The sequence below is a fragment of the Listeria sp. LM90SB2 genome (assembly GCF_028867355.1).
Lineage (GTDB): Bacteria > Bacillota > Bacilli > Lactobacillales > Listeriaceae > Listeria > Listeria monocytogenes_B.
Genome location: NZ_CP046449.1, coordinates 2,635,104 through 2,650,978 on the forward strand (window position 1 = coordinate 2,635,104; position 15,875 = coordinate 2,650,978).

Annotated in this window: 8 protein-coding genes, 4 tRNA genes, 3 rRNA genes and 1 other annotated feature; of the genes, 1 reads left to right on the top strand and 14 read right to left on the bottom strand. The window is 44.5% G+C overall.

Annotation, left to right across the window (positions count from 1 at the left end):
* Positions 1-75: 75 nt before the first annotated feature.
* The 5 genes from GL301_RS13040 to fdhF form a co-directional block, all read right to left on the bottom strand.
* The gene (locus GL301_RS13040; RefSeq protein WP_003726477.1) at positions 76-1,455 is read right to left on the bottom strand and encodes a sensor histidine kinase; all 1,380 of its coding nucleotides are present in this window, start codon (positions 1,453-1,455) and stop codon (positions 76-78) included.
* Entirely contained in the window at positions 1,452-2,129 is a 678-nt protein-coding gene (locus GL301_RS13045) for a response regulator transcription factor (protein WP_003731611.1), read from the bottom strand. The genes GL301_RS13040 and GL301_RS13045 overlap by 4 nt, the downstream gene beginning before the upstream one ends.
* A 46-nt stretch (positions 2,130-2,175) precedes the next feature.
* Complete coding sequence (gene fdhD, locus GL301_RS13050) at positions 2,176-2,961, bottom strand: formate dehydrogenase accessory sulfurtransferase FdhD (RefSeq protein WP_003726479.1); 786 nt, start codon at positions 2,959-2,961, stop codon at positions 2,176-2,178.
* Positions 2,962-3,022: 61 nt separating this feature from the next.
* Positions 3,023-3,499, bottom strand: a complete 477-nt coding sequence (locus GL301_RS13055) for a helical membrane plugin domain-containing protein (protein ID WP_010959064.1) — start codon at positions 3,497-3,499, stop codon at positions 3,023-3,025.
* Positions 3,499-6,486 (bottom strand): formate dehydrogenase subunit alpha, encoded by a 2,988-nt coding sequence (fdhF, locus tag GL301_RS13060; protein ID WP_010959065.1) that lies wholly within the window; start codon positions 6,484-6,486, stop codon positions 3,499-3,501. The genes GL301_RS13055 and fdhF overlap by 1 nt, the downstream gene beginning before the upstream one ends.
* Positions 6,487-6,665: 179 nt before the next feature.
* Positions 6,666-6,914 (top strand) — a binding site (T-box leader).
* Between the two features lie 69 nt (positions 6,915-6,983).
* Between fdhF and GL301_RS13065 the strand changes: the two genes are divergently transcribed.
* Positions 6,984-7,826 carry an SAM hydrolase/SAM-dependent halogenase family protein gene (locus tag GL301_RS13065; RefSeq protein ID WP_003726482.1) on the top strand — a complete coding sequence of 281 codons (843 nt, stop codon included), beginning with the start codon at positions 6,984-6,986 and terminating at the stop codon, positions 7,824-7,826.
* A 49-nt stretch (positions 7,827-7,875) separates the two neighbouring features.
* Here GL301_RS13065 and mdrT read toward each other — a convergent pair whose 3' ends face one another.
* The 9 genes from mdrT to GL301_RS13110 all read right to left on the bottom strand — a co-directional run bounded on the left by mdrT (position 7,876) and on the right by GL301_RS13110 (position 15,853).
* Positions 7,876-9,357 carry a cholic acid efflux MFS transporter MdrT gene (mdrT, locus tag GL301_RS13070; protein ID WP_003728386.1) on the bottom strand — a complete coding sequence of 494 codons (1,482 nt, stop codon included), beginning with the start codon at positions 9,355-9,357 and terminating at the stop codon, positions 7,876-7,878.
* Positions 9,358-9,457: 100 nt separating this feature from the next.
* Positions 9,458-10,345 (bottom strand): bile-regulated transcriptional regulator BrtA, encoded by an 888-nt coding sequence (brtA, locus tag GL301_RS13075; protein WP_003728385.1) that lies wholly within the window; start codon positions 10,343-10,345, stop codon positions 9,458-9,460.
* 152 nt (positions 10,346-10,497) lie between these two features.
* Positions 10,498-10,570, bottom strand: a tRNA-Thr gene (locus tag GL301_RS13080).
* Positions 10,571-10,594: 24 nt separating this feature from the next.
* Positions 10,595-10,670, bottom strand: a tRNA-Asn gene (locus GL301_RS13085).
* A 10-nt stretch (positions 10,671-10,680) separates the two neighbouring features.
* A 5S ribosomal RNA gene (gene rrf / locus GL301_RS13090) occupies positions 10,681-10,796 on the bottom strand.
* A 78-nt stretch (positions 10,797-10,874) separates the two neighbouring features.
* Positions 10,875-13,806 (bottom strand): 23S ribosomal RNA (locus tag GL301_RS13095).
* Between the two features lie 172 nt (positions 13,807-13,978).
* Positions 13,979-14,054 (bottom strand) — tRNA-Ala (locus GL301_RS13100).
* Positions 14,055-14,100: 46 nt separating this feature from the next.
* Positions 14,101-14,174 (bottom strand) — tRNA-Ile (locus GL301_RS13105).
* Positions 14,175-14,303: 129 nt separating this feature from the next.
* Positions 14,304-15,853 (bottom strand): 16S ribosomal RNA (locus GL301_RS13110).
* The 16S, 23S and 5S rRNA genes sit together here with 4 tRNA genes alongside, the layout of an rRNA operon.
* Positions 15,854-15,875 lie beyond the last annotated feature (22 nt).

Below are 15,875 nucleotides of genomic sequence, written 5' to 3' on the forward strand. Positions count from 1 at the left end.
GTTCAACTCCTTCTAAGATCTTATCCTTAGTTTAAAGAAGTTTTGTAAACGGAATGTGAATCGGATTTTACAAATTTAGTTTTTTGGTAGTTTGACTTTGAATGTCGTGCCTTTTTCGGGGCTACTTTGCACGGTTATTTCGCCGTGATGGAGCGTGATAATTTTCTGGCAAATGGATAATCCGAGGCCACTCGAGCCTTCTTCTCGGGTTCGGCTTTCGTTAGCTTTATAAAAACGGTCAAAAATCTTGGCCATATCCTCCTTACCTATGCCGACACCGCTATCTTGAACTTCTACAAAAACATACGTCGCTTTTTCATAAAGGTGGACTTTGATATTCCCGCCCTGTGGTGTGAACTTAATCGCATTAGTTAACAAATTGGACCACACTTGATAAAGTAATTCAGCATCACCCGTATAGTTTACATCTGCTAAGTCTAAATTTATTGTTAGTTCTTTTTCGCGCCAACTCCACTCGGTCATTTGGATTAATTGACGCCACTGCTCGTCTAAGTGAACTGGCTCTTTTTTTCGCAACTCTGATTCTTGGTCAAGTGAAGCGAGTGTGAGTAGTTGTTTGGTTAAGGAAGATAGACGTGTTGTCTCCTCTGATAACACGGTTAAATATTCGGCTTGTTCTTTTTCGGTTAGTGTTCCAGAACCTAAAAGTCTCGCAAAGCCTTGCATGGATGTGAGCGGAGATTGTAGTTCATGAGAAACATTGGCGACAAATTCTTGACGGGAAGCTTCAGATTTTTTGAGTTCACTAGCCATTTTCGTAAACGAGTCTGCCAACTGCCCAATTTCATCCTTACGCCGAACTTCAAAGGCTACATCATAATTGCCTTTACGTATTTTTTTCGTCGCATTCGTCAACTTCACGACAGGTTTGACAATATATCTGCCACTAATAAGAACCAACAGAATACTGATGATGGATGTGAAAATAAGTATCATCGCGAAAAATATTCGAAGTTCCCCAAATTGTTTTTCCGGGTCTTGGCGTATGAATAGCGCTAGTTGTTTACCATCAGCTTGGACCGGGACACCAATGGTATTTCGCACATCATTATCAAAAAAGCCTGTGATGAAAATGCCTGTATCAAACGAATCAATTCCATGATATGTCTCTCCGTCCAGTACTTGCTTGATTGTCTTATCCGGTAAATCTTTTTTCCGAAAAGCGCCACCATAATAAGTGGATTTTTCCGCGCCATCTGTCAAATATAATTCGTATCCCAGTTCGCCCACATTTTCCAAGTACTCGTTTAAAGAAATCGTAGCATTTGACTCATAAAATTGTTGGACTTCCTCCGCTATTTTGGCAGTTTTTTCGTCGTTAAAAGGTTTTAATTTTATTTGGTAATAAATGTTTGCAAAGAAAAAGCCGAGCAAACTACTGGAAATAATGACGACAAGCATCGTGACAACTATTCGACTATATAACGATTTCATGTTGTCTCCTCCAATTTATAACCAACGCCGCGCACCGTAACAATTCGAATACCATCCTTTTCTTCATCAAAATGGTCCCGCAATCGTTTAATATGTACATCCACTGTACGGTCACTACCATCATAATCACGTTGCCAAATCCGCTCAATTAATTCTTCTCGAGTAAAAATCCGGCCAGGATAGCTTGCTAGCTGATATAAAAGCTCAAATTCTTTCACGGGAATCATTCGTTCTTGGTTGCCAATTTTTATACCATAGCTTTTTTGATCGATAGTAATATTTCCGATATTAATTTTGACTTCGCTCGCTTGATTAGAACGCCGTAGCAACGCACGAATTCGAAAGATTAGCTCTTCTGGTTCAAAGGGTTTTGTGACATAATCATCTGTTCCCACTTCAAAACCGCGTGATTTATCCGCCAGCGCATCTTTGGCTGTCAACATAATAACAGGGATATCAGTATAACTTGTGCGCATTTTTTTGCAAAGTTCAAAACCATCCATGTTGGGCATCATCACATCAATTACAGCTAAATGAACTTGCTCGGTTTCAACTATTTTTTCTGCTTCTACCCCATCGTTTGCCTCAAGTACACGGAAGCCTTCTGCACGCAAATAGTGGCCCACAAGTTTAAGTATATGCCGATCATCATCTACTACTAATATTTGTTTCATTTTCACCGCTCACCTTACTGTCCTATTTTACTGCATCATATCAAACTTACGTGATTCGTTCAAATCCAGAATAGACATTTAACCTATCACCACGAATAAAGCCAACGGTTGTAATATTTAATTCTTCGGCCATATTAATCGCCAGTTCGGTTGGGGCAGAACGAGACAAAATAATTCCGCAACCTAGTTTTGCTGTTTTAACGAGGATTTCCGAAGAAATGCGCCCACTAAAAATAATTGCCTTATCTTCAGTGGATGTTCCGTCTTGCAAGGCACGGCCATATATTTTATCTAAGGCATTATGGCGACCTATGTCCATCCTGCTGTATATAATTTCCGCTGAACTACATAGAGCCGCATTATGCACACCCCCAGTTTGATGGAATGTAGCAGAATTTTGTTCAAAATTTTCCATTAAGCGGAAAATCATGTCGGTTGTTAGTTGTAGACTTCCATTTTGCTTCACATTGACGAGTGAGGCGTCTGATTGGAAGTAGAAGTTTTCCCGAGACTTGCCGCAACACGAGGTAATGTAGCGCTTGCCGCGATACTTGGCATTGAATTTGTTCACAAAATTAGCGCTAACCTTGGCGTGTCCAGTCGCTTCGATGATATCCACGGAATCGATGTCTTGAGGACCCCGAACGATGCCTTCCGATGTCAGAAAGCCCACAACTAAATCTTCCAGATATTCTGGCGTGCAGACGATGGTCACGAGTTCTTGGTCGTTAACGTAGATAGTTAGCGGATACTCGGTCGCAACACTTGATTCAATTTCTTGAAAAGTGCCCGCTTCAAAACGACGGATTTTTTGGTGCGAAACAATATCCATCAAAAACCACTCCTCTCTAAACTGAAACAGCGACACATCTTAGTCTCGCTGTTTCGTCTACTTATTTTAATGTTTGCCCAACTTCTTTTAAAAAGGTCACACCATACCGGAGTGCGCGGTTGATATCGGGGTCTTTCAGCGCCTTCATCATCGCTAACATGCCCATGATTTCGTCTTTTTTCGCGCTTTCTTCTGCTTTTTTCGCAGCATTTTTCAAATTGGCTATCATTTCCTCAGTTTGCTCTGGTTTTGTATCGGTCAATAGCTTACTTGAAATCATCATGTTATTAATCGCATTCGTCATCGGTTCCTTACGCCATTCATTCAGAAACGTTTTCGTAATATCCCCGCGCGCTTTAATCGCACTATTCAAAGCTTCAAGTGCCCCCGATTCCTGTAGTAACTTTACCGTTTCTACTATCTCTACAAAACCAGAATCTTGTTCAGCAATATCCGCTTTCATTTGTTCTAAACGTTCTTGTTCCAATTCTTCCGGGGTCTTTTTTGTATCACGAATCGTTGAAATTGGTTCTGCCATCAGTGATTCCTCCTTTTCCCACCACACCCGCAGTTACCACCACAAGCGCAGTTCACTTTAGAAATCGGTTGATAATCTTCTCTCGACCATTTGCGCGCTACCTCAGCCCCATTTTGCGGGAATCTTTTACGATTACGTGGATTGTGGTCTGGAAGTGGGTTTTTCCCTGTTTTTTCAAGTACAGTGAGGTTCACTTTTGTTTGTTTATATGCCGGTGTTTTCGTCCGAACATCTCCCGCGCTTGAAGTCAGTAAGTTGACCGCGGTTTCGCTACTCACAGAATGCATTGGCACATAGACCTCATTCCCTTTCATCCGTTCAGTCACAACAGCACGAAGCTTAATGCGACCATATGGCGAACTTAGGCGAACGAGCGAACCACTTTCTAAATCGCGTTCTTTGGCTAATTCATGTGATACCTCTACAAACACTTCCGGTAATTTATAATCCAACCCTTTCGACTTATCTGTCAAATTCCCCTCATGGAACTGCTCCAATAAACGCCCATTATTCAGCGTTAAATTATATTCTTCTGGGAAAGTAATCGGTGCAATATACGGTAACGTCGAAAATTGCGCTTTGCCGTCCGGAAAATTAAATCGTTCTTCATAAAGTAACGGCATATCCTTCCCATCCGCGCTCACTGGCCATACAAGGCTGTTAAATCCTTGCATCCGGTCATAACGAACCCCTGCAAAAAATGGTGCTAAACTAGCAATTTCGTCCATAATCTCGCTCGGATGATCATAATTCCAGTCCGTTCTGCCACACGCTTTCGCAACTTCTTGAATAATCCACCAGTCTGGCTTCGAATCTCCAAGCGGCTCTAACACCTCATAAAGTCGTTGAACACGGCGCTCTGTATTGGTAAATGTTCCTTCTTTTTCAAGAGAAGGAGCTGCTGGGAAAACAACATCTGCAAATTGTGCTGTTTTTGATAAGAACACATCTTGAACAACAAAGAAATCAAGGCTCGCAAGGATTTCTTGCACATGATTTGAGTTAGAGTCCACCCAGGCCATTTCCTCACCAATAACATACATAGAATGAAGTGTTCCCGCCTCAATAGCATCAAGCATTTCATTGTTTTTCAGCCCTGGTTCTGGTGAAATTGATACCCCATAAGCTTCTTCAAAACGAGCACGAACCTCATCATTTCCAAGCGGTTGAATTCCAGGAAGAACGTTAGGTAGTGACCCCATATCGCAAGCACCTTGCACATTATTATGCCCTCTAAGCGGATAAGCGCCCGCACCGTGTCTTCCGAAGTTCCCAGTTACAAGAAGTAGGTTAGCGATAGCAGACGATGTATGTGATCCAGCAATATTTTGCGTAACTCCCATTCCCCAACAAACCGCTGTCCCGTCTGCTTCATAAACCATCTGCGCCACTTTTTTCAATATTTCTACTGATAGTCCTGTTTCTTTTTCCGCATATTCCAATGTAAATGGTTCTAAAAATGATAGATAATCTGCTACATTGCTAATCCTATTTTCCATAAAGGCTTCATCGTGCCATCCTTGATCAATCATATATTTCGCAACCGCTGTTAACCAAACAAAATCGGTTCCTTGTTTTGGATGCATGAATAAATCAGAACGCTCTGCCATTTCGTGTTTTCGTAAATCAGAAACAATCAGCTTTTGACCGCGTGTCTTCTGAGCTCGCTTGATTCTGCTAGCAAGGACTGGATGACCATCGGCTGGTGATGCGCCAACAATAATGACAAGTCCGGCCGTTTCAATATCTTCCACTGTCCCCGAATCCGCGCCAATCCCAACTGTCCGAGTCAGCCCATCCGAAGCAGGCGCCTGACAATAACGTGAACAATTATCAATATTATTCGTTTCAAAAACCTGCCGCGCCAATTTTTGCATCAAATAGTTCTCTTCATTGGTTGTTTTAGAAGAACTAATAAATCCAATAGAATCATTTCCATATTTAGCCTGAATTTCTCGCAGTTTGGTCGCAACTAGATGAATCGCATCTTCCCAGCTCGCCGGCACAAATTCATTACCCTCGCGAATGAGCGGCGTCGTAATCCGTTTCTCACTATTGACAAAATCCCAACCAAATTTCCCTTTCACACACGTAGCAAATTTGTTCACAGGACCTTCTCCGGTTGGCTCGACTTTCAAAATTTTGCGATCCTTCGTCCACACCTCAAACGTACAACCAACCCCGCAGAAAGTACAAACTGTCTTCGTTTTCTTCGTCCGCGTTTCCCGCATCGCTGCTTCCATTTCCGACACAGCAAAGACGGTTTGATAATTCGGCTCGACTTTTTTCACCATATCAATCATCGGTTCTAGCATATCTTCGTCTAAGCCAGTCATAAAGCCAGCTTGGCCAAGCATTGATTTTTCCATCAACGCGTTACAAGGACACACCGTCGCACACAGCCCACAAGAAACACAGGACGATAAATTCGCTGGACGATCATCATCCCAAATAACCCTTGGCTGACTACGTTCCCAATCAATCGAAAGTGTTTCATTCACTTGTACTTGCTGACACGCTTCCACACAGCGCCCACAAAGAATACATTGATCCGGATCATAACGATAAAACGGATGCGAAAAATCATTCAAATAGCCCTTTTCGCGGTAAGGACGTTCTTGTTTTTCCACACCAAGCAGTTCCGTCGTATTATGTACTTTGCAATTACCGTTATTGTTATCACAAACCGTACAATACAGTAAATGATTTTCCAAAATCCTGTCCATCGCTTCTAATTGCGCATCTTTCGCTAATTCAGAATTAGTTTTAATTTCCATCCCGTCTGTCAGATTCGTGCTGCACGCCCGCACAAGTTCCCCATCCACCTCGCACATACACGTATCACAAGATTGAATTGGTCCAATTTGCTCACTATAACAAATATGCGGATGCTGTATTCCTTCTGCATTTAAATAGTCCAGTATTCGCGTTCCTTCCACCACATCCCGCGCCACGCCATTAATTTGCACCGATACTTTTGCGCCCATCACATTACCTCCTATATAGAGAAAGCGTTTACAATTTCCGCTTATATTATAACAGTTCTTACTTAAAAATCACAGTAATACGGCAATTGATAATCGTTCTCAAACACTGCTACTATGCGATTTCTCTCACAAGGCTAACGAATTCATTGACACTTATCCAACTTTTCTGTATTCTTTATTACAAAGCTACGACGAGAAAAGTACGACGCCCGTTTTTTCGAAAAGAGAGTTCCCACTGCTGAAAAGGAACAAAAAACAACGTCCGAAAATGGCCTCTGAGTTTTGTCGCTGAAAATAAGTAAGCAACAACGGGTTTGGTGTCCGTTATCAAGCACCCTAAGTATTTTATGTAAATGCTTATTTGAGGTTTTCAGTGCAAGCTGGAAATAAATTAAGGTGGTACCGCGTGAAATTTTCTCGCCCTTATTCCAAGATATTTTTTTGGATAAGGGCGAGTTTTATTTTACCCTAAATTGCTCGAAATGGAGGATTTCAAAATGACAAAACAACTACTTGTTTTACAATCTGATTTTGGTATTAGTGATGGTGCAGTTAGCGCCATGTACGGCGTGATTAATAGCGTTAGCCTAGATTTGCAAATATACGATTTAACGCATCAAATTCCTCAATTTAATATTTGGGAAGCATCGTATCGTTTACTCCAAACGGTTACTTATTGGCCCGAAGATACCATTTTTGTTTCGATTGTTGATCCTGGAGTTGGTTCGAAGCGTCGAAGTGTCGCCGTTTTAACAGAAGATGGTCATTATATTATTACACCAGACAACGGAACCTTAACCCATATCGCGCATTACGGAACAATTAAAGAAGTTCGACTGATAGATGAAGAAAAAAATCGCCTACCAAAATCAGGTGCATCCCATACATTTCACGGTCGAGATATTTTCGCTTATACCGCGGCTAGGCTCGCAGCCGGCGTGATTAATTTTGAAGATATCGGTCCATCAGCTACCCCAGACTCCATTGTTTCTCTAAGTCTAAGTGACTCCTACTTAGAAGGCGAGCAAGCTTTTGGCACAATTGATATTATTGACCGTCCATTCGGTAATCTTTGGACAAATATTCGCCGAACTGATTTCTTGCAGCTAGGTGCTAACTATGGCGATTCCATCGAAGTCCTCATCAAACACCACGACCGAGTAGTTTATAAGAATTTCGTTACTTATAGCCGCTCATTTGCCGACTTACGGATTGGCGAAGCGCTCATCTACGTCAATTCACTCGACAACCTCGGACTAGGTATCAATCAAGGGTCCTTCGTAGACGCTTATTCAGTCGGCACCGGCACCAGCTGGAAAGTCACCCTTAAAAAAGTATAAAAAACAGGGTCAAACATCCAAATTGGAAGTTTGACCCTGTTTCATTTTTTTATTTCGTATATTCTTTGACGATTGGCTCTTGTTTTTTGGTTTTCAGGAATAAACTTAAGATCATCCCAATAGCCGCAAAAATCGCTGCAACCATAAACGCCGCACGCATTCCGTCCAAGCTAGCATCTTGCGCTTTTTGAGCAAAACTAGCCGGATCCGTTGCCATAAGCGCTTTACCTGGCATATTATCTTTCGTTACATTCGTTAGCACTGTAATAAGTACCGCCGTCCCAATCGAACCAGCAATTTGTCGAATCGTATTATTTACCGCCGAACCGTGGTTAATCAAATGGTTAGGAAGTGCATTCATACCCGCTGTCGAAACTGGCATCATCGCCATTGAAATCCCGAAGAACCTCACAGCATAAAATACAACAATATACCAAAGCGGCGTATCCATCGTTAAGAACATAAATGGAATTGTACCGATAGTCAAAATGGTAACCCCGGTAATCGTCAACCATTTCGCCCCAATTTTATCGAAAATAATACCCGTAATTGGACTCATTATCCCCATAATAATCGCACCCGGAAGTAATAACAGACCTGATTGAAGCGCCGACTCCCCGCGAATTGTTTGAATATATAAAGGCAATACAATTTCCGCACCAATCATTGCCATCGTTACAATCGAACCAAGAATAACAGACAATGAAAATACTGGATATTTAAACACATGTAGTTCAAGCATTGGATTATCAATAACTAGTTGGCGCCAAACAAATAATGCAATAACAACGACACCAACAATCAACATCGTGATAACCGTTGCATCTCCCCAACCATCATTACCTGCTGAACTAAATCCATAAAGGAGTGAACCAAAACCAATTGAAGACATTACAATGGAAAGAAAATCGATTTTTGTATCAGTTAATTTTACTACTTTTTTCATTCCAAAGAACGCTAGAATTATATCGATAACCGCGATTGGAATTAAAATAAGGAATAATACGCGCCAATCATATGAATCCACAATCCAACCAGACAAAGTTGGCCCAATTGCTGGAGCAAACGCAATAACAAGTCCCATCAGCCCCATCGCTGCCCCACGTTTTTCACGAGGGAAAATCAGCAAGAAGATTGTTTGAAGCAACGGCATCATAATCCCCGCACCAGCTGCTTGAACGATACGACCAGTAAGTAGTACCGGGAAAGAACCCGCCACTGACGCAATAATGGTACCAATTGTAAATACAGTCATCGCTGTAATAAATAAAGTTTTTGAACTAATTTTTTCAATTAAAAGTGCCGTAATCGGAATCATAATCCCATTTGTTAGCAAGAAAGCCGTCGTCAACCATTGCCCTGTTGCTGCTGTAATATGCAAATCATCCATAATCATCGGCAGTGCCGTCGCTAGTAACGTCTGATTCAAGATCGCCACAAACGCCCCAATAATCATTGTAACTACTAATAAACTTCTACTATAAGATTTCCCGTTAACATCAACGGGCCGTTCTACTGCTGTACTATTCAAAATTAATACCCCTTCCCATGTGGAAATTTCCAGATGAATAATAGAAGTATAATAAAAAAAGACCAACAAGTCAACAAAAAGTGACTGGTCAGTCTAATTATTATAAAAGCCCGTTCACACAAGCTTCTAATTTATTTACCTCTTTGGTCAAACTTGCTGGTACATGTTGTTTAAGATACAACAATGTTCCTTGAACCATGAAATCTCTAGGCGCCTCATTATTGTTAATCTCCCCAACAAGCGCGTTCATGGATTCCTTATACTGCCATTTATCCGAGTCATCAATATCCGCATTTTCAATCCCGACATTTAACTCCTCCAGCGCGCCCCGCAGTTTAGCTAGTCTTTTCTTTCTAATCATAGTTTGATCCGGCACCAGATTTTCTGTGTCCGCTTCCGTAAACACAATCTCTCCGCTCTCCAAAATATCCTTCACAAGTGCATCAAGCCTTCTCACCACATAAGGAATAGCCCGCTCAATCAATCCTGAATCAACATTCTTGCTACCACTAGCAAAGACATACATTGCCGCCATCCCGCTAAGCAACATCGTAATATCATTTATATAAGGCTCCGTTTCCTTCCCATAAACCTCTAACAACTGATTTTTAACCCATTCCATATTCTTAAGTCGCACATTCTGCAAGAACGCATTAAAATCATCATCAATCATCGTCTGAGAAAACGTAATATTCAAGATCTCCCCATTTTCCGTATAAAAATGAATAATAATTTTCAAGCACTCCGTAAAATTATCCTTCTTCGTCCCATCTAGCCCCATCGTATACTCCAAACGCTGATGCAATACAGAATACTCCTGCTTAAAAATCACAATTGCCAGTTCCTCTTTCGAAGTAAAATAATTATAAAAAGTCCCTTTAGAAATCCCAGCTGCATCAACCATATCTTGTACAGACGTCTTCAAATACCCTTGTTTTTGAAACACCTCTTTAGCCGACTTAATAATCCGCTGCTTCTTCTCCTTCAAAAAAACACCCCACCCGTTCTGTTATTATACCCATAGTATAATCGATTTATACTACCTATTCAAGATATCCATAATAAATATCATTATTCTTTTAAACAATAAAAAAAGCCTCGCATACTAGCGAAACATACAAATTATCCATATATTATTTAAGCCACTTGTCGGATTTGAACCGACGACCCCTTCCTTACCATGGAAGTGCTCTACCAACTGAGCTAAAGCGGCAGCAAAGCCTTTCAAATAAAAAAATGGCTCCACAGGCAGGACTCGAACCTGCGACCGATCGGTTAACAGCCGATTGCTCTACCAACTGAGCTACTGTGGAATAATAAATTGCCCGGCAGCGACCTACTCTCGCAGGGGGAAGCCCCCAACTACCATTGGCGCAGAGAAGCTTAACTACCGTGTTCGGGATGGGAACGGGTGTGACCTTCTCGCCATAACTACCAGACAATATTTAAGTTGTTGAAAGATTGCTCTCTCAAAACTAGAGAAGAAAGGGTTCAGTTAGGTAACTTCGTTTCATTTTTTGGTTAAGTCCTCGATCGATTAGTATTTGTCCGCTCCATGTATCGCTACACTTCCACTCCAAACCTATCTACCTGATCATCTTTCAGGGATCTTACTTTCCGAAGAAATGGGAAATCTCATCTTGAGGGGGGCTTCACGCTTAGATGCTTTCAGCGTTTATCCCTGCCACACATAGCTACCCAGCGATGCTCCTGGCGGAACAACTGGTACACCAGCGGTGTGTCCATCCCGGTCCTCTCGTACTAAGGACAGCTCCTCTCAAATTTCCTGCGCCCGCGACGGATAGGGACCGAACTGTCTCACGACGTTCTGAACCCAGCTCGCGTGCCGCTTTAATGGGCGAACAGCCCAACCCTTGGGACCGACTACAGCCCCAGGATGCGACGAGCCGACATCGAGGTGCCAAACCTCCCCGTCGATGTGGACTCTTGGGGGAGATAAGCCTGTTATCCCCGGGGTAGCTTTTATCCGTTGAGCGATGGCCCTTCCATGCGGAACCACCGGATCACTAAGCCCGACTTTCGTCCCTGCTCGACTTGTCAGTCTCGCAGTCAAGCTCCCTTGTGCCTTTACACTCTGCGAATGATTTCCATCCATTCTGAGGGAACCTTTGGGCGCCTCCGTTACTCTTTAGGAGGCGACCGCCCCAGTCAAACTGCCCACCTGACACTGTCTCCCCACGCGCTAAGCGTGGCGGGTTAGAATGGTCATACAGCCAGGGTAGTATCCCACCATTGCCTCCTCGTATGCTAGCGCACACGTCTCTTCGGCTCCTACCTATCCTGTACAAGCGGTACAAACATTCCATATCAGGTTGCAGTAAAGCTCCACGGGGTCTTTCCGTCCTGTCGCGGGTAACCTGCATCTTCACAGGTACTATAATTTCACCGAGTCTCTCGTTGAGACAGTGCCCAGATCGTTGCGCCTTTCGTGCGGGTCGGAACTTACCCGACAAGGAATTTCGCTACCTTAGGACCGTTATAGTTACGGCCGCCGTTTACTGGGGCTTCAATTCGTACCTTCGCCGAAGCTAAGCACTCCTCTTAACCTTCCAGCACCGGGCAGGCGTCAGCCCCTATACGTCACCTTACGGTTTTGCAGAGACCTGTGTTTTTGCTAAACAGTCGCCTGGGCCTATTCACTGCGGCTCTCTCGGGCTTGCACCCTAATAGAGCACCCCTTCTCCCGAAGTTACGGGGTCATTTTGCCGAGTTCCTTAACGAGAGTTCTCTCGCTCACCTTAGGATTCTCTCCTCATCTACCTGTGTCGGTTTGCGGTACGGGCAGTACTACTCTTCCTAGAGGCTTTTCTTGACAGCGTGAAATCAGGAACTTCCGTACTTAATTTCCTTCCCCATCACAGCTCATGCTTCGCGAGAAGCGGATTTGCCTACTTCTCACACTCACTGCTTGGACGCACATTTCCATTCGTGCGATTCCCTATCCTTCTGTGTCACCCCATCGGTTAAACAATTAGCACTGGTACAGGAATCTCTACCTGTTGTCCATCGCCTACGCCTATCGGCCTCGGCTTAGGTCCCGACTAACCCTGAGCGGACGAGCCTTCCTCAGGAAACCTTAGATATTCGGTGGAAGGGATTCTCACCCTTCTTTCGCTACTCATACCGGCATTCTCACTTCTAAGCGCTCCACCAGTCCTTCCGGTCTGACTTCACCGCCCTTAGAACGCTCTCCTACCACGAACCTCTAAAGAGGTTCATCCACAGTTTCGGTAATATGTTTAGCCCCGGTACATTTTCGGCGCGGGGTCACTCGACCAGTGAGCTATTACGCACTCTTTCAATGGTGGCTGCTTCTAAGCCAACATCCTGGTTGTCTAAGCAACCCCACATCCTTTTCCACTTAACATATATTTGGGGACCTTAACTGGTGGTCTGGGCTGTTTCCCTTTCGACTACGGATCTTATCACTCGCAGTCTGACTCCCGAGTATAAGTACATGGCATTCGGAGTTTATCTGAATTCGGTAACCCGAGAAGGGCCCCTAGTCCAAACAGTGCTCTACCTCCATGACTCTTTACCTCGAGGCTAGCCCTAAAGCTATTTCGGAGAGAACCAGCTATCTCCAAGTTCGATTGGAATTTCTCCGCTACCCACACCTCATCCCCGCACTTTTCAACGTGCGTGGGTTCGGACCTCCAGTAAGTATTACCTTACCTTCATCCTGGACATGGGTAGATCACCTGGTTTCGGGTCTACGACCTGTTACTTATGCGCCCTATTCAGACTCGCTTTCGCTACGGCTCCGCTTTTTCCGCTTAACCTTGCAACAAATCGTAACTCGCCGGTTCATTCTACAAAAGGCACGCTATCACCCATTAACGGGCTCTAACTACTTGTAGGCACACGGTTTCAGGAACTGTTTCACTCCCCTTCCGGGGTGCTTTTCACCTTTCCCTCACGGTACTGGTTCACTATCGGTCACTAGGGAGTATTTAGCCTTGGGAGATGGTCCTCCCGGATTCCGACGGAATTTCACGTGTTCCGCCGTACTCAGGATCCACTCTGGAGGGAAAGCCATTTCAACTACCGGGCTGTTACCGTCTTTGGCGGGCCTTTCCAGACCGCTTCATTTATAACTTTCTTTTGTAACTCCGTATAGAGTGTCCTACAACCCCAAGAAGCAAGCTTCTTGGTTTGGGCTCTTTCCGTTTCGCTCGCCGCTACTCAGGAAATCGATTTTTCTTTCTCTTCCTCCAGGTACTTAGATGTTTCAGTTCCCTGGGTCTGCCTTCCTCACGCTATGTATTCACGTAAGGATACTATCCGACTAAAGATAGTGGGTTCCCCCATTCGGAAATCTCTGGATCAACGCTTACGTACAGCTCCCCAAAGCATATCGGTGTTAGTCCCGTCCTTCTTCGGCTCCTAGTGCCAAGGCATCCACCGTGCGCCCTTTCTAACTTAACCAATTTACTTCTACGAAGTAAAGGTTGTTTTTCTGATTTTCCGTATCAGCGATGATACTTCCAATCAGATGAAAGATTCACTTTCAGATGATTCTCGGTTACTTGTGTCATAGATAATTACTTATCTATGCTAACTTTACTAACTTTCTTATCTAGTTTTCAAAGAACAATTTTGGTGGAGCCTAGCGGGATCGAACCGCTGACCTCCTGCGTGCAAAGCAGGCGCTCTCCCAGCTGAGCTAAGGCCCCGTAAAAGGGTATGATTATTTGTATTTCTTATGTCAGAAAGAAAAAGTGGGCCTAAATGGACTCGAACCATCGACCTCACGCTTATCAGGCGTGCGCTCTAACCAGCTGAGCTATAGGCCCGTCAAAAATGTAGTGGCGCGATGCTTCAAGCATAGTGCCTTGCATACTTTATCTGACATAAAAGAGAGTAACCTCTCAAAACTGAACAAATAGAGAAGAACGAAAACTCACAGGTTTCCTTTTCCTTAGAAAGGAGGTGATCCAGCCGCACCTTCCGATACGGCTACCTTGTTACGACTTCACCCCAATTATCTGTCCCACCTTCGGCGGCTGGCTCCATAAAGGTTACCCTACCGACTTCGGGTGTTACAAACTCTCGTGGTGTGACGGGCGGTGTGTACAAGGCCCGGGAACGTATTCACCGTGGCATGCTGATCCACGATTACTAGCGATTCCGGCTTCATGTAGGCGAGTTGCAGCCTACAATCCGAACTGAGAATAGTTTTATGGGATTAGCTCCACCTCGCGGCTTCGCGACCCTTTGTACTATCCATTGTAGCACGTGTGTAGCCCAGGTCATAAGGGGCATGATGATTTGACGTCATCCCCACCTTCCTCCGGCTTGCACCGGCAGTCACTTTAGAGTGCCCAACTAAATGCTGGCAACTAAAATCAAGGGTTGCGCTCGTTGCGGGACTTAACCCAACATCTCACGACACGAGCTGACGACAACCATGCACCACCTGTCACTTTGTCCCCGAAGGGAAAGCTCTGTCTCCAGAGTGGTCAAAGGATGTCAAGACCTGGTAAGGTTCTTCGCGTTGCTTCGAATTAAACCACATGCTCCACCGCTTGTGCGGGCCCCCGTCAATTCCTTTGAGTTTCAACCTTGCGGTCGTACTCCCCAGGCGGAGTGCTTAATGCGTTAGCTGCAGCACTAAGGGGCGGAAACCCCCTAACACTTAGCACTCATCGTTTACGGCGTGGACTACCAGGGTATCTAATCCTGTTTGCTCCCCACGCTTTCGCGCCTCAGCGTCAGTTACAGACCAGAGAGTCGCCTTCGCCACTGGTGTTCCTCCACATATCTACGCATTTCACCGCTACACGTGGAATTCCACTCTCCTCTTCTGCACTCCAGTCTTCCAGTTTCCAATGACCCTCCCCGGTTAAGCCGGGGGCTTTCACATCAGACTTAAAAGACCGCCTGCGCGCGCTTTACGCCCAATAAATCCGGACAACGCTTGCCACCTACGTATTACCGCGGCTGCTGGCACGTAGTTAGCCGTGGCTTTCTGGTTAGATACCGTCAAGGGACAAGCAGTTACTCTTATCCTTGTTCTTCTCTAACAACAGTACTTTACGATCCGAAAACCTTCTTCATACACGCGGCGTTGCTCCGTCAGACTTTCGTCCATTGCGGAAGATTCCCTACTGCTGCCTCCCGTAGGAGTCTGGGCCGTGTCTCAGTCCCAGTGTGGCCGATCACCCTCTCAGGTCGGCTATGCATCGTTGCCTTGGTAGGCCATTACCCTACCAACTAGCTAATGCACCGCGGGCCCATCTGTAAGCGATAGCCGAAACCATCTTTCAAAAGCATGGCATGCGCCACACTTTATCATTCGGTATTAGCCCCGGTTTCCCGGAGTTATCCCAAACTTACAGGCAGGTTGCCCACGTGTTACTCACCCGTCCGCCACTAACTTTGGAAGAGCAAGCTCTTCCTCCGTTCGTTCGACTTGCATGTATTAGGCACGCCGCCAGCGTTCGTCCTGAGCCAGGATCAAACTCTCTTTAAAATATAAATTGAATTTGAATACT